Annotated in this window: 19 protein-coding genes, 1 tRNA gene and 2 riboswitches; of the genes, 9 read left to right on the top strand and 11 right to left on the bottom strand. The window is 60.0% G+C overall.

The features are described from left to right. Positions 1–22 precede the first annotated feature (22 nt). The 5 genes from arsJ to LC354_RS05730 form a co-directional block, all read right to left on the bottom strand. Positions 23–1288 (bottom strand): organoarsenical effux MFS transporter ArsJ, encoded by a 1266-nt coding sequence (gene arsJ / locus LC354_RS05750; protein WP_223421932.1) that lies wholly within the window; start codon positions 1286–1288, stop codon positions 23–25. Then, the gene (locus LC354_RS05745; RefSeq protein ID WP_223421930.1) at positions 1285–2283 is read right to left on the bottom strand and encodes an ArsJ-associated glyceraldehyde-3-phosphate dehydrogenase; all 999 of its coding nucleotides are present in this window, start codon (positions 2281–2283) and stop codon (positions 1285–1287) included. Before LC354_RS05745 ends, arsJ begins: the two co-directional genes overlap by 4 nt. A gap of 6 nt (positions 2284–2289) precedes the next feature. Continuing rightward, positions 2290–3132, bottom strand: coding sequence for an arsenate reductase/protein-tyrosine-phosphatase family protein (locus LC354_RS05740; RefSeq protein ID WP_223421929.1), 843 nt, complete (start codon positions 3130–3132; stop codon positions 2290–2292). Between the two features lie 3 nt (positions 3133–3135). Beyond that, positions 3136–3750: a hypothetical protein gene (locus tag LC354_RS05735; protein ID WP_223421927.1), complete on the bottom strand. Its 615-nt coding sequence runs from the start codon at positions 3748–3750 to the stop codon at positions 3136–3138. A gap of 114 nt (positions 3751–3864) precedes the next feature. Further along, complete coding sequence (locus LC354_RS05730) at positions 3865–4206, bottom strand: RidA family protein (protein ID WP_223421926.1); 342 nt, start codon at positions 4204–4206, stop codon at positions 3865–3867. A 372-nt stretch (positions 4207–4578) separates the two neighbouring features. Here LC354_RS05730 and glpD point away from each other — a divergent pair, with 372 nt between their 5' ends. Continuing rightward, positions 4579–6159, top strand: a complete 1581-nt coding sequence (glpD, locus tag LC354_RS05725) for a glycerol-3-phosphate dehydrogenase (protein ID WP_223421924.1) — start codon at positions 4579–4581, stop codon at positions 6157–6159. Positions 6160–6292: 133 nt separating this feature from the next. Here glpD and LC354_RS05720 read toward each other — a convergent pair whose 3' ends face one another. Together LC354_RS05720 and LC354_RS05715 are read right to left on the bottom strand one after the other, a co-directional pair. Further along, positions 6293–7672: a sensor histidine kinase gene (locus LC354_RS05720; protein WP_223421922.1), complete on the bottom strand. Its 1380-nt coding sequence runs from the start codon at positions 7670–7672 to the stop codon at positions 6293–6295. Continuing rightward, positions 7669–8373 (bottom strand): response regulator transcription factor, encoded by a 705-nt coding sequence (locus LC354_RS05715; RefSeq protein WP_317849272.1) that lies wholly within the window; start codon positions 8371–8373, stop codon positions 7669–7671. Before LC354_RS05715 ends, LC354_RS05720 begins: the two co-directional genes overlap by 4 nt. Before the next feature lie 106 nt (positions 8374–8479). Between LC354_RS05715 and LC354_RS05710 the strand changes: the two genes are divergently transcribed. The 4 genes from LC354_RS05710 to LC354_RS05695 all read left to right on the top strand — a co-directional run bounded on the left by LC354_RS05710 (position 8480) and on the right by LC354_RS05695 (position 13110). Further along, positions 8480–9586 carry a type 2 periplasmic-binding domain-containing protein gene (locus LC354_RS05710; RefSeq protein WP_223421920.1) on the top strand — a complete coding sequence of 369 codons (1107 nt, stop codon included), beginning with the start codon at positions 8480–8482 and terminating at the stop codon, positions 9584–9586. Positions 9587–9655: 69 nt separating this feature from the next. Then, a complete protein-coding gene (locus tag LC354_RS05705; protein WP_223421919.1) occupies positions 9656–11683 on the top strand; it encodes a tripartite tricarboxylate transporter permease in 2028 nt (675 codons plus the stop codon). Positions 11684–11726: 43 nt separating this feature from the next. Then, positions 11727–12818, top strand: a complete 1092-nt coding sequence (locus tag LC354_RS05700) for a 4-oxalomesaconate tautomerase (protein ID WP_223421917.1) — start codon at positions 11727–11729, stop codon at positions 12816–12818. A gap of 52 nt (positions 12819–12870) precedes the next feature. Next, positions 12871–13110 (top strand): hypothetical protein, encoded by a 240-nt coding sequence (locus LC354_RS05695; RefSeq protein WP_223421915.1) that lies wholly within the window; start codon positions 12871–12873, stop codon positions 13108–13110. Positions 13111–13127: 17 nt separating this feature from the next. Here the strand turns inward: LC354_RS05695 and LC354_RS05690 are convergent, their stop codons facing one another. Next, positions 13128–13820, bottom strand: coding sequence for a transporter substrate-binding domain-containing protein (locus LC354_RS05690; RefSeq protein ID WP_223421913.1), 693 nt, complete (start codon positions 13818–13820; stop codon positions 13128–13130). A 188-nt stretch (positions 13821–14008) separates the two neighbouring features. On the opposite strand from LC354_RS05690, the gene tcuA reads away from it, so the two are divergent. The 4 genes from tcuA (at position 14009) to gcvP (ending at position 20245) form a co-directional block, all read left to right on the top strand. Then, a complete protein-coding gene (tcuA, locus tag LC354_RS05685) occupies positions 14009–15478 on the top strand; it encodes an FAD-dependent tricarballylate dehydrogenase TcuA (RefSeq protein WP_223421911.1) in 1470 nt (489 codons plus the stop codon). Between the two features lie 173 nt (positions 15479–15651). Next, positions 15652–15737, top strand: a riboswitch (glycine riboswitch). After that, positions 15738–15814: riboswitch (glycine riboswitch) on the top strand. A gap of 81 nt (positions 15815–15895) precedes the next feature. Continuing rightward, positions 15896–17017 carry a glycine cleavage system aminomethyltransferase GcvT gene (gcvT, locus tag LC354_RS05680; RefSeq protein WP_223421910.1) on the top strand — a complete coding sequence of 374 codons (1122 nt, stop codon included), beginning with the start codon at positions 15896–15898 and terminating at the stop codon, positions 17015–17017. 15 nt (positions 17018–17032) lie between these two features. After that, complete coding sequence (gene gcvH, locus LC354_RS05675; RefSeq protein WP_223421908.1) at positions 17033–17392, top strand: glycine cleavage system protein GcvH; 360 nt, start codon at positions 17033–17035, stop codon at positions 17390–17392. 15 nt (positions 17393–17407) lie between these two features. After that, positions 17408–20245 (top strand): aminomethyl-transferring glycine dehydrogenase, encoded by a 2838-nt coding sequence (gcvP, locus tag LC354_RS05670; protein ID WP_223421906.1) that lies wholly within the window; start codon positions 17408–17410, stop codon positions 20243–20245. Positions 20246–20420: 175 nt separating this feature from the next. On the opposite strand, the gene LC354_RS05665 is transcribed toward gcvP, so the two are convergent. The 3 genes from LC354_RS05665 to LC354_RS05655 form a co-directional block, all read right to left on the bottom strand. After that, positions 20421–20495, bottom strand: a tRNA-Gly gene (locus tag LC354_RS05665). Between the two features lie 142 nt (positions 20496–20637). After that, positions 20638–21015, bottom strand: coding sequence for a VOC family protein (locus LC354_RS05660; RefSeq protein WP_223421904.1), 378 nt, complete (start codon positions 21013–21015; stop codon positions 20638–20640). Positions 21016–21021: 6 nt separating this feature from the next. Further along, positions 21022–22179: an MFS transporter gene (locus LC354_RS05655; RefSeq protein ID WP_223421902.1), complete on the bottom strand. Its 1158-nt coding sequence runs from the start codon at positions 22177–22179 to the stop codon at positions 21022–21024. Positions 22180–22403 lie beyond the last annotated feature (224 nt).

Here is a 22403-nt window from a genome sequence, read left to right as displayed (position 1 = left end):
TCCGGCTTTCAGTGCCGGTTCCTCAGGCGGTCACATCGCTTCGGGCATCTTGCCGCAACTGGGCTGTTCCCAGCCAACTCAGACAGATCATTGCCGCAGCGGTCCCAAGGCAAAGCGCAAGCCCGCCGACCTGATAGGTCAGCCCGGACAGGACCGTGCCGACAAGGCGGCCCGCCGCATTAGACATGTAGTAGAACCCGACATCGAGCGTCACGCGTCTGGCATCCGTAAAGCTGAGGATCAGGAACGAATGCAGCGCAGAGTTCACCGCAAAGATGCCGCCAAAGATCAGAAGACCCAAGACGACGGTCGCAGTCAGCAGCGGCGACGGCCCGGCGCTGATCCAGACCAGAGCGGCCAGTAGGGCGGGCACCGGGATCAACAACGCAACCCACTGTTTGGCAAGGCCCAGCATCTCGATATCGGTGCGCGCGCTTGCCCGCAGGATCCGAGGCGCCCAACCTTGAACCAGGCCATACAGAATCGTCCAGACGGCCATGAACGTGCCGATCATGAAAAACGCGGCGCGATTGCCCTCTGTGCTGCCATCCGACAGCACCGCATAGAAATAGATCGGGATGCCGACCACGAACCAGACGTCGCGCGCGCCGAACAGGAACAGCCGTGCGGCGCTGAGCCAGTTGATATTGCGGTTTTTGGACAGCACTTCGGAGAACTTCGCGTCCTTGCGCCCGACTGGCAGGCCGGAGGGCATGGCGATCACGACTCCAATCAGTATGGCAAGGAGGACCGCTGCCATCGTCAGCACGGAAGGTACAAAGCCAACGACCGCCAGCAGCGCCGCGCCCAGCAGGAACCCGCAGCCTTTGACCGCGTTCTTGGAGCCTGTGAGAATGGCCACCCAGCGGAACAACCCGCCATTTGTCGTGGGTGCGAGGATCTTGACCGCGCTCTTGGAACTCATCTTGGCCAGATCCTTGGCTACGCCGGACAGCCCTTGCACCAGCATCACGAAAATCACCGACGCGGTGATCCCCCAGGACGGATCAAGTTGCGCCAAGGCGACCAACGCGATGACCTGTAGCGACAAGCCTGCATACAGCGTGGAGGTGAGGCCGAAGCGGGCGGCGATCCAGCCTGCGGAGAGATTGGTCACGACGCCCGCGATTTCATACAGAACAAACAGATATGCCAGCTGCACTGGCGAAAAGCCCAGCGTGTGAAAGTGCAGCAGGACCAGCATCCTGAGCGCGCCATCCGTCAGCATGAAGGCCCAGTAGGCCGCCGTGACGGTGTTATAGGCCGCCAGCCCTGCAGGACGTGTCACAGGCTGTCGCCCACCATGAACGCCACATCCACCAAGCGGTGGGCGTAGCCATATTCGTTGTCATACCAGGCATAGACCTTGAGCTGCGTGCCGTTCACGACCATCGTCGACAGCGCGTCCACGATTCCGCTGCGCGGATCGTTGGTGTAATCGGAGGAGACCAGCGGCCGGGTTTCATAGCCAAGAATGCCCTTCAACGGGCCTTCGGCGGCTGCTTTGAAGAGGGCGTTGACTTCGTCGACAGTGGTTTCGCGCGCCATCTCGAACACGCAATCGGTGATGGACGCGTTCAACAGCGGCACCCGCACCGCGTGACCGTTCAATTTGCCGGTCAGTTCCGGGTAGATCAACGTGATGGCGGTGGCAGAGCCGGTTGTGGTCGGGATCAGGTTGGTCAGGGCGGAGCGGGCGCGGCGTAAGTCCTTGGCGGGGCGGTCCACGATGGTTTGCGTGTTGGTCACGTCATGGATCGTCGTGATGGAACCATGCTTGATCCCGATGCCCTCCAGCAGCACCTTGACGACAGGGGCAAGGCAGTTCGTGGTACAGCTGGCCGCCGTGACGATCTGGTGGGAGTTCGCATCATAGATGTCATCGTTCACGCCGTAGACGATATTGGCCGTCGGCCCGTCTTTGACGGGGGCGGAGACGACAACCTTTTTCACGCCAGCCTCAAAGTAGGGGGCAAGCGCTGCTTCGGTCTTGAACGCACCGGTGCAGTCGATCATGACATCGACGCCCTCCAGCGGAAGGTCTTTCAGGTCGCGGGCGTTGGTCACCGGGATGGACGTGCCGTCGATGGTGATCGCTGTGTCATCCGCCGAAAACTCCGCAGGCCAACGCCCGTGAATGGAGTCGAACTCCAGCAAATGCGCATGCATTTCCGGCGTGCCGACCGCATCGTTGAGAAAGGCAATCTGTGCGCCGCGTTCCAAAAGGGGGCGCAAGGCCAGTTTGCCGATCCGGCCAAGGCCGTTGAGCGCGTAAGTTGTCATTGGGTATCAATCCTGCCGAAGTTTTTCTTTGCCGATCTCATCGACATGTTGTTGCAAGGTCGCACGGTCCAACTGCGCAAAGGGCAGGGACGTGAACGCGGTGATCCGGTTGCGCAGTGCGCCATAGGTCTGTTGGAACGCAAGCTGTCTTTGCGCTTCGGTGCCTTGCGCCTTGACCGGGTCCGGCACGCCCCAATGGCCCGAAATCGGTTGACCCGGCCATGTGGGGCATTCTTCGTTCGCGGCGCGATCGCAAACGGTGAACACGAAATCCATTTTCGGTGCGTCCGGCCCCTGAAATTCGGATACGTTTTTCGATCTGAGCGGCGATGTGTCGTGATCCTTGGACAGCAGCGTTTGAACCGCCAGCGGGTTCAGTCCGGACCGGTGCGTTGTCCCTGCCGAGTAGGCGTTGAACTTGTCGGCGGCGAGGTCCCGCAGGATCGTCTCGGCAAAGATCGAGCGCGCGGAATTGCCCGTGCAGACGAACAGAACGTTGTATTTCTTGTCAGACATTGGCGTAAGGCTCCTGAGAAGGTCAGAAATTTCCGGCGGACAGACATCTGCGCGTCCGCGACAGCAATCAAGGAACAGGTCAGCGACGATATCGCGGGCCGCGTCGAGGTTTGCCCGGTACAGGAGGCGCGTGCCGTCCCGGCGTTGCAAGATCAGCTTGGTCTGGGTCAGGGCGGACAGATAGACCGACGCGGTGCTTGACTTGAGGGTGAGGGCGTCGGCGATTTCGCCCGCAGGCACTTCGTCGGGGCAGCGTCGCATCAATAGCCGGAATACGGCCATCCGTTGAGGATGGCTCAGAGTTGACAGTCGATCTGTGAGCAATGATTCCATATTTCATGAATTATGGAATAATGAAACATGGGTCAACTGTTTTTGTAGTGAAACGAAATCAAGTAAGAAGTCATATGCGGCACGGTTGTGAAATGCAGTCTCGGCCGAAAATGGCGGGCGGCCACCTTGCCCGAAACGGCTGGCAAAAAAAGAGTTCGATCGCCGGGAACTCAAGCGATTGCGGTCGGATGCCTGCGTCGAATTCGACAATCTGACCCGACGCTGACAGATCAAGCGCAAGCGCGGGGGCATGGGCCGACCGCAATGCCCGCCGCGATCATCTTGAGGCTGGCTGGAGGCGGTGACAAACGCGGGCAGCCATGCTTGCGCAATCGCCTCCGAGGCACCAGCGCGAAAAAAGCCTTTGGTCTCTGCGGCATCGGCGACGCGCTGTTTGATCTCTTCTTCCACGAATAGCATCTGCTCGGCACAGAAAAGCAGCAGCAATCCATGTTTGGTCAGCACCAGCGGCCCGGAACCCCGTTCAAACAGTGCGACCCGTAATTCGTCTTCGAGGTTCGAATCCGGGTCGAGGCGGCCAGTTATGAGAGGTTCAGTCGCTTGGAGGCCTTGCGGCCCTCCCGTCGGTCGACCCAAAAAAGGTTCGAATTTGATCAAAAGCCGTGGTGATCCAGATTATCGATCGGAGTGTTCAGCCGATGATAATCTGAATGTCAGGCGTTCGAAAGCGCCGACGCAGCACGCAAGGCCCGGTGATATCGAAGCTGGACCTTAGTCGCAGGCCGCATCGACAATGATCTCGACCTTCAGTTCGGGCCTTGCCAGTTTGGCTTCGCCGCAGGCCCGCGCCGGAGCATGGCCTTCCGGAACCCATGCGTTCCAGACCTCGTTAAGTCCCGCAAAATCGTTCATGTCCGCCAGCCAGATCGTGGCGCGCAGCATCTTTTCGCGCGACGACCCGGCCTGGATCAGCAGGGCATCGAGACGTCGCAGACATTCTTCGGTTTGTGCTTGAATGGTCTCGCCTTCGCCGACTTGGCCGGTGATGTAGGCCACGCCGTTATATTTCACGATTTTCGAGGATCGCACCCCGGTTTCGATACGTTCGATCATGCGACGCCCCTTGCGCTGTCATTTCAGATATCCGGGTCTATGCGGTGGATCGGCGAAAACTGCAACCGGCGGGCAGGTCTGCCGGGCGCTAGGTGACCGACTAGACGGCCAGATGGGTTCAGAACAGGGACGATTGTGCTGCCGGTTTCCTGCTGAAGTTCGAGAAAGTCGTGGCTTTATCTGGAAATTGCAGCGGCCATTATTTTCGTTTGCTCACTGTTTGCCGAAATTCTTTGGGTAAGGGGCTGGATTGCTGCAGCCAAAGGGTGTGCCAACTCAAAACGAACGTAAACGAAAATGATACTTGTGGAAAACGAGGGTTTTGCCTATTTCTTATGATCAAAGGGCACAATCCGACCGGGGGAGCATGCATTGGACACGGATCGCAATTCTGAGGTCTACGACATCTTTGTCATTGGTGGCGGTATCAATGGCTGCGGCATTGCGCGCGATGCCGCGGGGCGCGGGTTGACGGTTGCCTTGGCCGAAATGAACGATCTGGCGTCGGCGACATCGTCGGCTTCGACAAAACTCTTTCATGGCGGTCTGAGATATCTCGAGTATTTCGAGATCAATCTCGTGCGCCACGCTTTGGAAGAGCGAGAGACGCTGCTGCGCGCCATGCCGCATATCAGTTGGCCCATGCGCTTCGTGCTGCCCTTCAGCCCGGATATGCGGTTCGAGGGGGAGACGCCTGTTTCGCGTATCCTCAACCGGGTGATGCCGTGGATGAAAGGGCGGCGGCCTGCGTGGATGATCCGCTTTGGCCTGTACCTTTATGACAATTTGGGCGGGCGCAAGATTTTGCCCGGGACCACGACGTTGAAACTGGCCGGAACCGAGGAAGGTGCGCCGCTCGAAGATCGGTTCCAAAAGGCGTTTGAATATTCCGACTGCTGGATCGAAGATTCCAGGCTGGTCGTCCTGAACGCCCGTGACGCCGAAGAGCGCGGTGCGCGGATCATGGTCCGGACCAGGGTCGAAGCCGCCGCTCGGACAGAGGATCACTGGGACATCACCTTGCACCACACCGACAGTGGCGAAACGGAGGTGGTCAAGGCGCGGATGCTGGTGAATGCGGGCGGCCCGTGGGTCGGCGATATCATTCAACAAAAGGTGCATATCAAATCGAACGAAGGCGTCCGCCTTGTGCGCGGCAGTCACATCGTGACCAAGCGTCTTTATGAGCACGATAAATGCTATTTCTTTCAGGGCACCGACGGGCGCATCATTTTTGCCATCCCCTACGAGACTGATTTCACGCTGATCGGCACCACGGATGCTGAGCATCACGACCCCCATGTCCGTCCGGAGTGCACATCCGAGGAACAGCGCTATCTGGTCGATTTCGCCAATGGGTATTTCAAGCAGGACATCAGCATCGACGATATCGTCTGGACGTATTCCGGTGTGCGGCCGCTTTATGACGATGGCGTCAGCAGTGCGACGGCCGCGACCCGCGATTACACGCTCAAGGTGGATACGGGCGAGGGGGCGCCGATCCTCAATATCTTTGGCGGCAAGATCACGACGTATCGCAAGCTGGCCGAAGACGCGATGGACAAGATCATCCCTTTTTTTCCCGGCACATCAGGCCATTGGACGGCGGGTGTTGCCTTGCCCGGCGGTGATTTCGCGGTCGCGGATGTGGACAGGCTGATCGCACGTTTGCGCAGCGAGCATGACTTTCTCAGCCCGTTCTGGGCCCGTCGTCTGATCCGCGCTTATGGGACGGATGCCTGGCATGTTCTGGATGGCGCAACCGACGTGACAGAGCTTGGGGCTGAGTTCGGCGCGACCCTGACCGAACGCGAGGTGATTTGGCTGATGAAAAAGGAATACGCGCGCACGGCCGAAGATGTGGTCTGGCGGCGCAACAAGCTGGGCTTGCGGCTCAGTGCTGAACAGGTGTCGAAACTGGATGACTGGATGGCCGCCAATCCGGTTGTCTGAGGGATGTTCTTGGAACGCGCCTGCGTGTTGATGTATCTGGCGGCGTAAGCGCGTGTCTTGTTCGTCAAAAACCCGGAAGGGGCATCGCAGATCGTTCCACAGGTCCTGCACGCAGAGCGTTCTACGGGGTGGATCAATCCGCGCCGGACGATCTGTACAAGGGCAGAGTGGCCTTGATGAACGCGCCTCCGGCGCTCTCCATGATTTCGAGGGTGCCGCCGTGATTTTCCATGACACGTGCGGCGATAGGCAAACCTAACCCGCTGCCGGGTCCGCCATTGGTTTGGCTGAACCTGCTGATTGCCTGAATGAACTGATCAGGGGGGATGCCCACGCCGTCGTCCTCGACGCAGAGCAGGGCGCTGGTTCGATCCATGGACAGCGTGATCCGGATCTCGGACAGGCCTGCTCCGCCATGCACCAATGCGTTGTTCAACAGGTTGAGGATCGCCTCTTGCAGCATGATCTCATCTCCACGGACCGGCACATCGCGCTGGGGCAGGTCGTAATGCAGGATCACACTGGAATCTGCGTTCTGCAGGGCAAAACGCTCACTGACTTGCTGCACGATGGACTTCAAATTCAATGGCTGGCCGGACTTCAGCACGTCTGTGCCGCTGGCCCGTTCAAAGGACAACAATTGGTTGGTCAACTGGCTTGCCTCGCGTGCGGCGTCCACCAATTCTGCACTGCGCTCCTTGGCCGCGGCGGCATTCGGTGCGGTTTGTACGGCTTCGGCCAAAGCCAGAACGCCGGCCACCGGGTTGCGCAGTTGATGCGCGGCGTTCGAGATGAACTCGTCCTTGGAACTGATTCGCCGTGACACCCGATCCAGCAGCGCGTTCAGGGTCGAGACCAGTCCCCGCGCCTCGACGGGGACGGCGCGGCGTATCGGTTTCAGCTCGGTCGGGGTGCGTTTGGCAATGGCGCTTTCAAGGTCCAAGAGCGGCTTGAGACCCAGCCCGACACCGAACCAGACAACCAATGCAACCGAGATCACCAGAAGGGCGATCACGGCAAAGGAACGCGACACGACCTCACGGATAAACCGGCCGCGCACATCGGCGTTTTGCCAGACCGTGATGTTGTAGACGCCCGAGACCTCGCTCACGGTGGTGACGTCCTGAAATCGGACCACGCGCACGTCGCGCTCCTGATAGCGCGCATCGTAAAACAGCGGCTCCGTCAGGATTTCCGGTGCGGTTCTGGGCAAGACCGGTGGCGTGGAGTAGCCCGTCACAAATACCCCGTCAGGGGCATACACATGGTAGAAAAGCTCTCCTCCTGATGTGTCGTTGACCAACCGTCGGGTGGCCGGGCTGAGGGCGTCACCATCGGATATCGCCACATCGCGTGAAATGGCCAGGGCCGCAGACAACAACCCGCGGTCAAAGATATCTTCGGCCCGGTCGGCGGTGGCTTTGAATTGCCAGGCCCCTGCGAGCAGGGAAATCAAGAGCAACGGCGACAATATGATCAGGATCAGGCGCGTACGCAGCGATTGCGTTTTCATGGGTCATCGGCCAGCAACAGCTGATATCCCAACCCGCGCTGCGACCTGATCTGTACGCCGTGGGGGCCAAGGCGCCGCCGGAGGCGCGAAACGTACACTTCCACAACGGTTTCCTCGACATCCGCACCAACACCGTAAGCGTAATCCAGCATGGTGTTCTTGGAGACGAGCCGACCATCGGCACCAAGCAGGCATTCAAACACCGACATCTCGCGCCGTGGCAGCTCAATCTCGACATCCCCCGCGAACAACTGGCGCCCGGTCGCGTCATAGCTCAGGGCGCCGAAAGATTGCATGCGTTGCTGGGGAACCGCCCGCCTGCGCAGCAGTGCGCGGACGCGGGCCTCCAACTCGGCCATCTCGAACGGCTTGATCAGGTAGTCATCGGCGCCTGCGTCCAGCCCGATCACGCGGTCTTCGGTTTCGGCGCGGGCGGTCAAGAGGATCACGGGCCGCATGTCGTCCCGGTCGCGGATTTCCTTGAGCAAGGTCAGTCCATCAACACCGGGCAGGTTGATATCCAGAATCACCATATCCGCACCATCGCTCATCAAGTAGCTTTGTGCTTCCAGCCCGTCATGCAACAAATCGACGGCATGGCCCGCGTCCTGCAGACGGTAGCAGATGCCCTTGGCAAGGCTGGTGTTGTCTTCGACCAGTGTGATGCGCATGGCATAAATTCGCAGGTGCGCAAGTTTCATGCAAGGTTCAGAACGCATGCCTTGGTCATCAGAAGGGGGCGGACACCCCCAAACGATTCTATTTTGGCCCATCCACCGGTTCGGGCCGCGTTCAAGGGAGGAACATATGTCCACTTTCAAAACCACGCGTCGCGTGGCCACTGGCCTTGTGGCCGCAGCCACCGCAACATTCGCCCTGCAAGTCAATGCAGGCGGCCACGGCATTGATCTGGAAGGTAAAACCGTCGAATGGATCATTCCATTCTCGGAGACCGGCGGTTCGGCCAAATGGGCCAACTTCTATGCCCCGCTGCTGTCCGAAGCGTTGCCCGGTCAGCCCACGGTTGTCGTGAAATTCATGCCCGGTGCCGGTTCGACCAAGGGCGCGAATTTCTTTCAGGACCAAACCTATGACGATGGCACGTTGATCTTCGGGTCTTCGGGTTCCACTCAGTTCCCGTACCTGCTTGGCGATCCGCGGGTTAAGTTCGAATATGCAGACTGGAACGTGGTTCTCGCGTCCGGCACAGGTGGTGTCGCCTATCTGCCGCCGGAGCTTGCAGCCAAGATGGACGGCATGGACGCGACGCCACTGCAAGGCGAAGACTTCATCTATGGCAACCAGGGCGCAACCCGTCTTGATCTGGTGCCGACACTGGCATGGGAAATGCTGGGCCTGAACGTCGAAAGCGTCATGGGCATCAAGGGTCGCGGTGATGGCCGTCTGATGTTCGAGCGCGGAGAAGCGAACATCGACTATCAGACATCGTCCTCCTATCTGTCCGGCGTTGCACCGCTGGTCGAGGCGGGCACTGCCGTGCCGATGATGACGTGGGGCGCGCTGGATGATGATGGCAACATCGTGCGTGATCCGACTTTCCCCGACATCCCGACCTTCAAGGAAGTGTGCGAAGCGACACCCGCTTGTGAAACCTCCGGTGAAAAGTGGGATGCGTGGAAAGCGTTCTTTATCGCGGGATTCCCTGCGCAAAAGATGGTGTTCCTGCCACAGGGTGCCACACCCGATGCGATTGCGACATACACGGCCGCCTTTGAAGCTGTGAAAGCGCGTCCGGATTTCGCCGAAATCTCGGGTGCACGTCTGGGTAAATACCCGCAGATGACCGGTCCCGCGGCTGAAACCGCCAAGGCCAGCGCCACGCAGGTGACGCCCGAGGCCAAGGCGTTCATCGTGAACTGGCTGCAGGACAAGTACGGCGTGTCGCTGAACTAAGCCTTCGCTTTTTGAACGCCCCGTCCGCGAGGTCGGGGCGTTTTCACAAGTGAAGGGGAGGAGCGGCTGATGGAAGTCATCATGGAGGCACTGCCTGCATTGGGCGACGCGTGGTCGCTGATCTTGCAGCCGATTGTTCTGGGTTATCTGGTGTTGGGCGTGGTCATGGGGCTGTGCATCGGCGTCTTTCCCGGTCTGGGCGGGATTGCCGGCCTGTCGCTGCTGTTGCCATTCATGTTCGGAATGGACCCGATTCTGGGTCTTGCCCTGATGGTGGGTATGGTTGCCGTGGTGCCGACCTCTGACACATTTGCGTCGGTCCTTATGGGTATTCCGGGCTCGTCCGCGTCGCAGGCGACGGTGCTGGACGGCTTTCCGATGGCCAAACGGGGGCAGGCGGCGCGGGCCTTGTCCGCAGCCTTTGCCTCGTCGCTTTTCGGTGGGCTGGTCGGGGCGGCATTCCTGACGGTCTTTATCCTGATTGCCCGGCCCGTCGTGCTCGAGTTTCGCACGCCCGAATTGTTGATGATCACCATTTTTGGTCTTTCGATGGTCGGCATCCTTGCCGGCCGCGTCGCGATCAAGGGGATCGTGGCGGCTGGCCTTGGCATGTTGATCGGCACCATAGGCGAGGGCGCGTCGTCGGGCGATTTGCGCATGTCGTCCTATGACTTTCCCTATCTGACCGACGGGCTGAAACTGGTCATCGTCGGCCTTGGCATCTTTGCCATCCCCGAGATCATCTCGCTGCTGCGTCAGGACCGCGCCATTTCCCGCGAGCCACAATTGGGTGGCGGTTGGCTGGACGGCGTCAGGGACTGGTTCGCCAATATCTGGCTCTCGGTGCGCTGCTCGATCATAGGCGTTATCGTGGGCGTCATTCCGGGGCTGGGCGGATCGGTTGTCGACTGGATCGCCTATGGGCATGCGGTGCAGACGACCAAGGACAAATCGAACTTCGGCAAGGGTGAAGTGCGCGGCGTGATTGGGCCGGAAAGCTCGAACAACGCCAAGGAAGGCGGCGGGCTGGTGCCAACCTTGCTCTTTGGCATTCCCGGCTCCGGTTCCATGGCGATCTTTATCGGCGCGATTGCGTTGCTGGGCTCCGGCCAGATCGAAGTTGGCCCGGCCATGCTGCAAAACAACCTCGACATCACGTATTCCATCGTCTGGTTGCTGGCGCTTGCCAACGTCGTCGGCACAGTCATCTGCATCGCGGCCTCGGGCGGTATCGCCAAGCTGACGACCATCCGCTTTGCGCTGCTGGCGCCTTTCCTGTTCATGATCATCAGCTTTGCGGCGTTCCAGTCCGGCCAGAACCTGATGGACCTCGTGGCGCTGTTGGGCATTGGGTTCCTCGGTATCATGATGCGCCGCTTTGACTGGTCGCGGCCTGCCTTCCTGATCGGCTTTGTCCTCGCGACCCCGGCCGAAAACTATGCCAACCAAGCCGTTCAGATCGCCGCATCTCGGTTCCGCAAGAGCTTCGGCGAAGGCATCGACTACATCTTTTCGCCCATCGTCATCATCTTGCTGATCATCACCATCGTTTCGGTTGTGCTGGGCTTGCGTCAGGCCAAGAACATTCTGGCCGAGGGTGATGTGAACTCGGGCTCCAAGCGCGCGCCGCTGGTCTTCCTGTTGCTGGTGACGGGGTATATCGCCTATGCGTTCTATGACGCGGCGTCGATCCCGTCTTACAGCCGCGACCGTGTATTCCCGATGTTTGTGGGGGCGGTGTGTCTGGTGGGCTGTGCGGTGTTGATCATCCGCATGATGCTCAAGCCCGAGACAGATGCAATCTTTGCCGACCGCGAACGCGAGGGTGAAGATGCGGACGCAACGCATGGACTTTGGCCGACGCTGGCTTGGTTCATGGGGCTGCTGGTTCTGACGGCGCTGCTTGGCTTTATCCTTGCGCTTGGGGTGTTCCTGTTTTGCTTCATGAAGTTCCGGGCAGGCGTGTCGAGCAGGTTCGCGGCGATCTACACGGCAGCGGGAATTGCCTTCATGTGCGGTATGGCGTGGCTGTTGAACCGGGATTTCCCGCCGGGCCTTCTTCAGGAGTACACGGACTTGCCGTGGCCCTTCGGGTGATCCAAGCATCTGTACCCGTTCACTATTTGGCCAAGGAAACCTGATGACCCAAACTGCGATCCCCTTCCTGTTCATGCGCGGTGGCACCTCGCGCGGGCCTTACATGAACCGGGCTGACCTGCCCCAAGATCTGGAGACGTTGGCCGAGGTGCTGATCGCAATCGTAGGATCGGGCCAACCTCTGAACATTGACGGCATCGGCGGCGGGGACGCGGTGACGACCAAAGTCGCGATGCTGTCGCCATCGAAAGATGCCGGGTCAGACGTGGATTACTTCTTTGCTCAGGTCAGTGTCGAAGACAGGCTGGTCGATTTCAAACCGACTTGCGGCAACATCCTGACGGGCGTTGGCCCGGCGGCCATCGAGATGGGATTGGTTCCGGCGCAGGACGGAGAAACGCGTGTGAACATCCGGGCCGTCAACACAGGCGCAAAGGTCGCCGCAACCGTACAGACGCCCGGTGGGCAGGTCAGCTATGAAGGCATGGCCCGGATCGACGGCGTGCCGGGTACGTCCGCACCCATCGCCTTGCAGTTCATGGAAACCGTTGGGGGCGTGACCGGAGCATTCTTGCCGACTGGCAACCTGATCGACACGATCGACGATATCGACGTGACGTGCATGGACGTCGCCATGCCCATGGTGATCGCCAGGGCCGAAAGTTTTGGACTGACAGGGTACGAGAGCGCGGCGGAACTGGACGAGAACACGGAGTTTTACGCCCGGATGGAGGCATTGCGCCGCAAGGCGGGTGCATTGATGGGCATGGGAGACGTTGCAAAATCCGTCACGCCCAAGTTCGGGTTGCTGGCGCCGGCCACGCAAGGTGGCACGATTGCCACCCGTTACTTCATGCCGTGGAAATGTCACCCGGCCATGGCCGTCACTGGGGCTCAATGCTTGGCGTCCTGCGTTTTGACACCGGGCAGTATTGCCGAAGGTCTGGCGGCAAAACCAAACGAAACGCCCGCCAACATCACTTTGGAGCATGCCTCCGGTCAGATCGATGTGCTTGTGGATTACGAAAACGCGTCGGCTGGTTTTGCCGTGAACTCTGCCGGATTGGTGCGCACGGCCCGCAAACTGGCGGCGGGGGACGTCTTTGTCCCGCGCACTGTTTGGGCGCGGAATTGACATCTTTCATTTTTGTATACTACGGTATACTGAAAAGGGGAGAGAAACGCACATGCCCGATGAGTTCCAGAGCTGCATTCTGGCCGCCCGATCCGAACTGGCTGTCGCCCGCCAGTTGCTGAACGCCGAGATCACGGATTATCCAACACCGGTCGCCGGTTGCGACGCGCAGTTCAATCACCTGCTGGCAGAGCGGCAACGCGTATTGGCGGCCATCGCGTCGCTTGAGGATGCGGTCTTCGTACCAACACCGCGCAGCCCGACTCCCTTTGCAGGCGCCGAAAGCCGCTGATCACCGGGCGGCGTTAGCTACTTCCTGGTGGTCTGCGCCAGGACCCGCGCGACAAAGCCGTCCTCCATTGCCTCTGAAACAAAGGCATCAAGAGCGACGATCCTGGGATCGCGCCGGTCCGGCAGAACCATCGCCTGCTCGACTTTCGTCAAGACGCCGGGCAGCAGGCGGATGTGAGGGTCATCCGCAAAAAAACTCATCAACGAGGCCCGGACGCCGGCAACCGCATTGCAGCGGCCGTCGCGAAATTCTGCAAAGCTCTCGGACGGCGTGCCGGAGCGTTCGAGGGTCGCGTTTTGCAGGGTCTGTGTCAGATGCATGTCATAGGCCGATCCCAAGGCCGTCAACACACGGACGCCCGGGCTGTCGATGTCACTGATGCTCTGAAACCTCGAGTCCGCCCGCACCGCATATGTCGCCTCGATCGTCACATAGGCGCGTGTATATGCGATCTTTTCTGCGCGCATCGCGTCGATGGCGAGAAATGCAACATCCCACGCGTCTTGATCCGCATCGGCAAAGACCTTGCCCGCGCCGCCATAGACAACCGGTTGCATCCGGGCACCGATCTGGTCGGCCAGTCGCGTCGCCAGCGCCGGGCTTATGCCGGACAGCACGCCATCTTCTTGTTGCACCAACGCCCCGTTGCCCGTGTTGATCGCAACGCGCAAAATGCCATTCTGCGCGAGGCTGGCCATGTCTTTTCGCATTGTCGTTGTCCTCAATCGGTGCGGTGCCGCAGCGGGCCACCCTGTATCATAGCGTTCAATCACAATTTTTCATCCGCCGAAAGCGGCCCCCGTAACGTCGGTTTCGACTTGCAATACTCAACCACGCATTTTAATAAAACGTGAATAATGTATCCAAGCGGATACAATCTGTCGCAAAGGATGTCCCCATGCCAAAATCAATCATCGTTGTTGGAACCGGAAACGCGGCCCTCTGCGCGGCCATTGCGGCGCTTGAAGGTGGGGCGCGGGTCCTGTTGCTGGAAAAAGCGGATGAAGCCTTGGCGGGTGGAAACACCAAATACACGGCGGGGGCGATGCGCTTTGCCTATGATGGCAAGGATGATCTGCTGCCCCTGTTGCGGGATGCGGACGATCCGCGACTGCCGGACACTGACTTTGGCAGCTACACTCAGGAGAAATTCGGCGCGGACTTGCTGGGCTTCAACGACGGCCGTCCACTATCGCCCGAGCAACAGGCGTTGATCAGTACCTCGGGTGAAACGATGCGCTGGCTGGCGTCGCACGATGTCAAGTTCGAACCCATTTACGCCCGCCAAAGCTTTGAAAAAGACGGCAAGCATGTGTTTTGGGGTGGACTGACACTGTCGGCGCAAAATGAAGGAGTTGGCCTCTTTGATATGGAACTGGCCGCTGTCACCCGTCTGGGTGGCACTGTCAGATATGGCAGCGCGGTGACTGACCTGATCGTCGAGGACGGGCGTATCGCGGGGGTATATGTCGGAGATGAGGCCATCCGGGCCGATGCCGTCATCCTCGCCTCTGGCGGATTCGAGGCCAGCGAAGCGCTACGCGTCAAGCATATGGGGCCCGATTGGAAGGCCGCCAAGGTGCGCGGCACACCCCACAACACCGGCGACGGATTGGCGATGGCGGTCAAGGCGGGGGCCGCAGAGCACGGGCTCTATGCCGGGTGCCACGCCACGCCGATGGATCTGCACATGGCTGATTTCGGCGGACTTGATCTGCCGCCGGGCGAGCGCAAGAAATACCGTAAAATTTCGTATTTTCTAGGTGTTATGCTGAACTCTGAAGGTGATAGGTTCGTTGATGAGGGCGCGAATTTCCGCAACTATACCTATGCACAATATGGCGCCGCCATCCTGAAACAGCCCGGTCAATTTGCCTGGCAGGTGTTCGACAGCAAGGTCTTTGACCTGCTTTATGATGAATACCGGTTTCATGATGCGCATTTTGTCGAGGCCGAGACGCTGGAAGACCTGGCGGCGCAGATGGTCGGTGTTGATGCACCCGCCGCGCTTGCCACGTTGGAGGCTTACAACGCCGCCGTAGATGAAACAGTGCCATTTGATCCGACGGCATTGGACGGCAAGTGCACAAGGGGCCTTGCCTTGCCAAAGTCCCACTGGGCGCAGCGTATAGATCATGGGCCGTTCCGCGCCTTTCCCGTCACCGGAGGCATCACATTTACCTATGGCGGTCTCAAAGTGAACGAGAGCGGCAATGTCCTGACAGCCGACGACACCCCGATCGAAGGGCTGTTTGCCTGTGGTGAGCTTGTCGGTGGCGTGTTTTTTGCGGGCTATCCGGGCGGGTCTGGCCTGACCTCTGGCGCTGTATTCGGGCGTCGTGCGGGATCTGGCGCGGCCCGACCCTAGCGGTCTCGGCGGCAGGCGACCGCAACTGAGCATGTCTCATGGTCCCCACGCGCCTCGCGCCCGCCTTTGGGGTCTCGCAAGAGTGCGGGGACAGGCAAAAAAACGCTCGCATCATCGTTCAGGATATTCTTTACTGCCGCCCAAGGGTGTACGTGCCAGCGCGTCCACCACGACCCGCTGCGTCGGGAGAACCAGTTGATCTGGTGCCGAAGGAGAAACCGCCCCGGAAACTCTCAGGCCCAAGGACCGTCGCAGCATATCGACACTCTGGAGAGAGGTGCGCAATGCACCCGCCGAAGGGATAGCGATCTCAGGCGCAAGGACAGAGGGGGCATCACACGAGCGGGCGCAGCCCGTTTGTCACCGTGGTGCCGGACGTGAATGCGACCAGACCGGCGAAAAAAGAGAGAGCTGCTGATGTCTGACCCGTTGCACACTCCGTTATACGACCTGCACCTCGAACTTGGCGCGCGTATGGTGCCCTTTGCGGGCTACGCCTTGCCGGTGCAGTTCCCGATGGGTGTGATGAAGGAACACAGTCACACCCGTGAAAAGGCCGGACTTTTCGACGTCAGCCATATGGGGCAGGTGATCGTGCGTGGCACCGATTACGCCGCCGCCGCAACGGCGCTTGAACGGTTGATCCCGGTCGATGTTCTGGGCCTTGGGCCGGATCGTCAACGCTATGGTTTCTTGACGGATGATGCGGGCGGTGTTCTGGATGATCTGATGCTGAGCAATCGCGGGGACCACGTGTTTGTCGTCGTCAACGGAGCCTGCAAGGCGGCGGATATCGCGCATATGACGGCAGCGATGCCAGATGTGACCGTAACAGAAATAACCGACCGCGCGCTTTTGGCCTTGCAAGGACCAAGGGCCGAGGCGGTGCTCGCGGCGCTGAACCCCGACAGTGCTGCGATGCGCTTCATGGATGTCAGATCTCTGGACCTGGCAGGGGCGGCCTGCTGGGTGTCTCGCTCGGGCTACACCGGGGAAGACGGGTTTGAAATATCGGTGCCTGCGGATCAGGCCGTTGATCTGGCGCGCGCGCTGCTGGCGCATGCGGATGTGGAACCGATCGGGCTGGGCGCGCGGGATTCGCTCCGGCTCGAAGCGGGGCTGTGCCTCTATGGCCATGATATGGACAGGGGAACGACACCGGTCGAAGCGGCGCTGAGCTGGGCGATACAAAAGGTGCGGCGGAGCGGTGGCGCGCGTGCGGGCGGATTTCCGGGCGCCGATACAATCCTGTCCCAAATTCAAACCGGAACCGATCGGGTGCGGGTCGGTTTGCTGCCCACGGGCCGCGCGCCCATGCGCGAAGGCGTCGAGCTCTTTGCGACCGAAGAAGACACCGCGCCAATTGGCACGATCACTTCGGGCGGCTTTGGCCCCACGGTAGGGGCACCTATCGCGATGGGGTATGTAGCAAAGCAATACGCTAACATCGGCACCACAATATACGGCGCACTTCGCGGCAAACGGCTGCCCGTCGAGGTCGCGAAAATACCGTTCACCCCTGCAAAATTCAAACGCTAACAAGGAGACCAAACGATGAAATTCACCGAGGAACATGAGTGGTTGCGCAGCGAAGACGACGTCGTTGTCATCGGCATCACCGAGCACGCGACCACGCAGTTGGGCGATCTGGTCTTTGTCGAGCTGCCCGAGGTCGGCACCACGGTGACCAAGGACGACGAGATCGTTGTGATCGAAAGCGTCAAGGCCGCGTCAGATATTCTCGCGCCCATCGACGGTGAAATCGTCGAGGTAAACGAGGCGCTGACCGACAATCCGGCCATGGTGAACGAAGATCCGCTGGGCGACGGCTGGTTCGTGAAAATTGCCCCCTCTGATCCTACGCAGATCGAGGGATACATGACCGAGGCCGCCTACCAAGCCTTCATCGCCTGACATCGGAGACCCGCAATGACGTTTACCCCCACGGATTACCTGCCCTATGATTTCGCAAACCGTCGGCACATCGGGCCGTCTCCGGTTGAAATGGCCGAGATGCTCAAGGTTGTGGGGGTGCCGGATCTCGATGCGCTGATTGCGGACACGGTGCCCGCCAAAATCCGGCAATCCAAACCGCTCGATTTCGGCAGGCCATTGTCCGAGCGCGCGTTGCTGGCGCATATGAAGGCGACGGCGTCCAAGAACAAGGTTCTGACATCGTTGATCGGGCAGGGCTATCACGGCACGGTCACGCCCCCCGCGATCCAACGCAACATCTTTGAGAACCCTGCCTGGTATACCGCCTATACGCCTTATCAGCCCGAAATTTCGCAGGGACGGCTTGAGGCGCTGCTGAATTTCCAGACCATGGTGTCTGACCTGACCGGGCTTGAGATTGCCAACGCGTCGCTGCTGGACGAGGCTACAGCCTGCGCCGAGGCGATGACCATGGCGCAGCGGGTTTCGAAATCCAAGGCAACGGCGTTTTTCGTCGATGAAAACTGCCACCCGCAAAACATTGCCGTGATGAAAACGCGCGCCGCGCCGTTGGGGATCGAATTGATCGTCGGTGCGCCGGAGGATCTTGATGCCGACGCTGTCTTTGGTGCGATTTTCCAGTATCCCGGAACCTATGGGCACTTGCGAGACTTCAGCGCGGAAATTTCGCGACTGCATGCGGCGAACGCCATCGGGGTGATCGCCGCTGATCCGCTGTCGCTGACCTTGCTCAAAGAGCCGGGCGCGATGGGCGCAGATATCGCGGTGGGCACCACGCAGCGCTTTGGTGTGCCGGTGGGCTATGGCGGGCCGCACGCGGCCTATATGGCGACGAAACAGAATTTTGCCCGGTCCATGCCCGGGCGCATTGTTGGCGTTTCGGTCGACAGTCATGGCAACCGGGCCTATCGGCTGTCGCTGCAAACCCGTGAACAGCATATCCGCCGCGAAAAGGCGACGTCGAATGTCTGTACGGCGCAAGCGCTGCTGGCGGTGATGGCGGGTTTTTATGCGGTGTTTCATGGCCCTGAAGGGCTTCAAGCCATCGCCCAAAGGATCCATCGCAAAACCACGCGGCTGGCCCGTGGGTTGGAAAAGGCCGGGTTCGTGGTCTCCCCGAAGGAATTTTTTGACACCATCACGGTCGAGGTTGGCGCCGCGCAACGGGTCATTCTGAAATCCGCGGTGAACGAGGGAGTGAACCTGCGCTGTGTCGGCAGCACCAAAATCGGGATCGCATTGGACGAACGTACCGATACCGACACGCTTGAAAAAGTCTGGCGCGCCTTTGGGATTTCTGATCGCCATGCGGGGCAAGCTGCCGAATACCGTCTGCCAGACGCATTGCTGCGCAAATCCGAATACCTCACCCATCCGATTTTCCACCTCAACCGGGCCGAGACCGAGATGATGCGCTACATGCGCCGTCTCGCGGATCGTGATCTGGCGCTGGATCGGGCGATGATTCCACTCGGGTCTTGCACGATGAAACTGAATTCAGCCGCCGAAATGATGCCGGTCAGTTGGGATGCGTTCGCGCTGATGCATCCTTATGTGCCACGCGATCAGGCGGCGGGCTACCTTGAGATGATCGAGGACCTGTCGGCCAAGCTGTGTGATGTGACGGGCTATGACGCCATCTCGATGCAGCCCAATTCGGGCGCGCAAGGCGAGTTCGCGGGGTTGCTCAGCATCGCGAGCTATCACCGGGCGCAGGGGCAGGGGCATCGCAACATCTGCCTCATCCCGATGTCGGCCCATGGCACGAACCCGGCCTCGGCCCATATGGTGGGCTGGAAGGTCGTACCGGTGCTGAGCGCCGCTAACGGTGACATCGACGTTGAAGATTTCCGTGCCAAGGCGGCCCAACATGCGGAAAACCTTGCAGGTTGTATGATCACCTATCCCTCGACCCACGGTGTGTTCGAGGAAACCGTGATCGAGATTTGCGAAATTGTGCACGAGTCTGGCGGACAGGTTTATATTGATGGGGCCAACATGAACGCCATGGTGGGCCTGTCGCGTCCCGGTGATTTGGGGGGGGATGTCAGCCACCTCAACCTGCACAAGACGTTTTGCATTCCCCATGGCGGCGGTGGCCCCGGCATGGGCCCCATTGGCGTCAAGGCACATCTGATCCCGCATTTGCCGGGCGATCCGACAAGCGGAGAAGGGGCGGTCTCCTCGGCGGCCTTCGGTTCGCCCTCGCTGCTGCCGATCTCGTGGGCCTATTGCCTGATGATGGGCGGTGAGGGGCTTACCCAAGCCACGCGCGTTGCGATCCTCAACGCGAATTATATCGCGCAGCGGCTCAAAGGCGCGTTCGATGTGCTGTACAAAGGGCCGACCGGGCGCGTTGCCCACGAGTGCATCATCGACACGCGTCCCTTTGAAAAAAGCGCCGGTGTAACGGTGGATGATATTGCCAAACGGCTGATGGATTGCGGGTTTCACGCCCCAACCATGAGCTTTCCGGTGCCGGGAACCTTGATGATCGAGCCGACCGAGTCCGAAACCAAGGCGGAGCTGGATCGCTTTTGCGACGCGATGCTGGCGATCCGTGCCGAGATCGCCGAGATCGAAAATGGCAAAACCGATCGTATGAACAACGCGTTGAAAAACGCGCCACACACGATGGAAGACCTGGTCAAAGACTGGGACCGGCCCTATTCGCGCGAAGCGGGGTGCTTTCCGCCCGGCGCGTTTCGTGTCGACAAATACTGGCCGCCGGTCAACCGCGTCGACAACGTATGGGGCGATCGCAATCTGACCTGCACCTGTCCACCGATGGAGGCTTATGCCGCCGAATAGAAAGCCATGGCGGTGCGCCACATCCCTCTGAGGGGGTGGTGCACGCGATTGGTCGGCCCGATCAAGTCCACCATTACCCGGTTCTGGCCAATAGAATTGTACGAATATGTTGTGAACGACGAAGGGCCGCCCGAGGGCGACCCTATCGTAACCAACCGGGTTTGTTGGTTCCCATTGGAGCGGGCGAGGCGATTCGAACGCCCGACCCTAACCTTGGCAAGGTTATGCTCTACCCCTGAGCTACGCCCGCATCCTTGGGTGAGGCGGAGATACTTATCCCAGCGCCGACCTGCAAGGGGAAAATCCGTGCAGGTCGAAAAAAATCGACTTGCAGGGCGGAATGGCGGATGCCCACCCATGGGGCGGCGGGGCTGATCCGTCGACTCGTGCCGCTATGCGCGCTGGATCAAATCCCATCGATTGCCGAAGGGATCACGGAACACCGCAACCGTACCATAGGGTTCAACGCGCGGGTCTTCCTCGAAAACAATGCCGCGGCGTGTCAGCTTGTCGTGATCGCGGGCGAAATCATCTGTCTCCAGAAACAACCACACACGCCCTGCGCCCTGACGGCCGATCATCGCGCGTTGCTCCGGCCCGTCGGCGCGGGCAATGACGATACTGGTCTGCGCACCGGGCGCGCGCACCTCGACCCAGCGTTTGTGCCCTTGATCAATGTCCTGCACCAGATCAAAGCCGAGCGTATCGCAGAAAAAGGCAATCCCGCTGTCGTAGTCAGGCACGATGAAGGAGACGGAGTTGAGTTGCATGACCTGCTACCGATCCGATGCTGTGGCGGCTTTGACCGCATATGCGAGCACGATGATCAAGGCCGCTAGGATGGCCAGAATGGCAAAACCGATGCGCAAAGATGTGGCATCAGCCACAAAACCGATCAAAGGCGGGCCGAGCAGCAATCCTCCATAGCCAAGGGTCGCGACGCTGGCGATGGCGGTGCCCGGCGGCAAATACGGATCGGCAGCGGCGCGCGAAAAGGCGAGCGGCATGATCACGGCGTACCCGACCCCCATCAGCGCGAACCCTGTGAGGGTCACGGCGTAGCTGCTTGAAACAACGGCACAAACCGTGCCTGTCGTCGCGATGATGCCGGCAAGGCGCGCGGTGGGCGTCGGCCCCAGGATGCGCGTGGCCTGATCCCCGAGCAAACGCACGATCACCATTGCCACGGAAAAGACAGTGTAGCCCAAGGCGGCCTGGGCCGGGGTCACAAGGGCCGTTTCGATCAGCAGCAAGGCGCTCCAGTCTACCATTGCCCCTTCGCCCATGGACGCACAAAAGGCGATCAGGCCAACCGCAACCAAAGGCCCTTTGGGCAGGGGAAAGAGTGGCGTGGCCCCCACATTGACCTGTTTGACGGAGGTCCAGCCGATATTGGCAACCGCCATGGCGATGATCATCACAAACACGCCGACCGCAATGAAGTGCGCAGGGATGCCGATCCCTTGGTGTTCCGCCACAAACCCGCTCGCCGCGCCCAATCCCGCCCCTAGGCTGAACATGGCATGAAAAGACGACATGACCTGGCGTCCGATATAGCGTTCCGCCTCGCCCGCCCACGTGTTCATCGCCACATCCATCGCCCCATGGGCCGCACCAAAGAGAAACAGCGCAACCGCCAGTGTCGCAGTGCCAGGTGCGAGCGCCGTGAGGCACAAGGCAACGGTGTAGGCCACCGCGATTCGCATCGTAACAGGTGCTGCGCCATAGCGATCCGCAAAACGACCTGCGAGCGGAAAGGCGGTGATCGCACCCGCAGCCAGAAGCAGCAAAAGCCAGCCCAGATCGCCTTTGTCCAGACCGTGGCGCTGTGCCATCGCCGGAATGCGCGCCGCCCAAATGCCATAAAGCGCGCCATTGAGGGCGAACATGGCCGTGACGGCCATCCATGCCGCGCGGTTGGAGTGGGATTTCATGGAATGTCTCGTCACAGGGTTGTTCAGGCACGTTTACCCGGCACAGAATGCGATACAAGAGGCAATCGAAGCGCTTTGAGGCGCGACTGACCCGCCCGTCAACTTGATGGGGTGGACGGTTCCACCCACCGGCATCGCAATGTGCCAAAGTGCTGGTGTTTGAACCAGCTCTGAAAGGAACCGCCCAGATGGAAATTACAACGATAGGAATCGACATTGCAAAG

The organism is Tateyamaria pelophila (assembly GCF_019966495.1).
Classification (GTDB): domain Bacteria; phylum Pseudomonadota; class Alphaproteobacteria; order Rhodobacterales; family Rhodobacteraceae; genus Tateyamaria; species Tateyamaria pelophila.
The sequence above is the reverse complement of the archived record's forward strand: the minus strand, read 5'-3'. Positions and strand labels throughout refer to the sequence as shown.

What these genes read in the sequence shown, in the direction of transcription:
- LC354_RS05745 (WP_223421930.1), bottom strand. Translation starts at nt 2,283, where the DNA reads ATGACAACTTACGCGCTCAACGGCCTTGGCCGGATCGGCAAACTGGCC.
- LC354_RS05740 (WP_223421929.1), bottom strand. Translation starts at nt 3,132, where the DNA reads ATGGAATCATTGCTCACAGATCGACTGTCAACTCTGAGCCATCCTCAA.
- LC354_RS05730 (WP_223421926.1), bottom strand. Translation starts at nt 4,206, where the DNA reads ATGATCGAACGTATCGAAACCGGGGTGCGATCCTCGAAAATCGTGAAA.
- LC354_RS05720 (WP_223421922.1), bottom strand. Translation starts at nt 7,672, where the DNA reads ATGAAAACGCAATCGCTGCGTACGCGCCTGATCCTGATCATATTGTCG.
- LC354_RS05715 (WP_317849272.1), bottom strand. Translation starts at nt 8,373, where the DNA reads ATGAAACTTGCGCACCTGCGAATTTATGCCATGCGCATCACACTGGTC.
- LC354_RS05710 (WP_223421920.1), top strand. Translation starts at nt 8,480, where the DNA reads ATGTCCACTTTCAAAACCACGCGTCGCGTGGCCACTGGCCTTGTGGCC.
- LC354_RS05705 (WP_223421919.1), top strand. Translation starts at nt 9,656, where the DNA reads ATGGAAGTCATCATGGAGGCACTGCCTGCATTGGGCGACGCGTGGTCG.
- LC354_RS05700 (WP_223421917.1), top strand. Translation starts at nt 11,727, where the DNA reads ATGACCCAAACTGCGATCCCCTTCCTGTTCATGCGCGGTGGCACCTCG.
- LC354_RS05695 (WP_223421915.1), top strand. Translation starts at nt 12,871, where the DNA reads ATGCCCGATGAGTTCCAGAGCTGCATTCTGGCCGCCCGATCCGAACTG.
- LC354_RS05690 (WP_223421913.1), bottom strand. Translation starts at nt 13,820, where the DNA reads ATGCGAAAAGACATGGCCAGCCTCGCGCAGAATGGCATTTTGCGCGTT.
- tcuA (WP_223421911.1), top strand. Translation starts at nt 14,009, where the DNA reads ATGCCAAAATCAATCATCGTTGTTGGAACCGGAAACGCGGCCCTCTGC.
- gcvT (WP_223421910.1), top strand. Translation starts at nt 15,896, where the DNA reads ATGTCTGACCCGTTGCACACTCCGTTATACGACCTGCACCTCGAACTT.
- gcvH (WP_223421908.1), top strand. Translation starts at nt 17,033, where the DNA reads ATGAAATTCACCGAGGAACATGAGTGGTTGCGCAGCGAAGACGACGTC.
- gcvP (WP_223421906.1), top strand. Translation starts at nt 17,408, where the DNA reads ATGACGTTTACCCCCACGGATTACCTGCCCTATGATTTCGCAAACCGT.
- LC354_RS05660 (WP_223421904.1), bottom strand. Translation starts at nt 21,015, where the DNA reads ATGCAACTCAACTCCGTCTCCTTCATCGTGCCTGACTACGACAGCGGG.
- LC354_RS05655 (WP_223421902.1), bottom strand. Translation starts at nt 22,179, where the DNA reads ATGAAATCCCACTCCAACCGCGCGGCATGGATGGCCGTCACGGCCATG.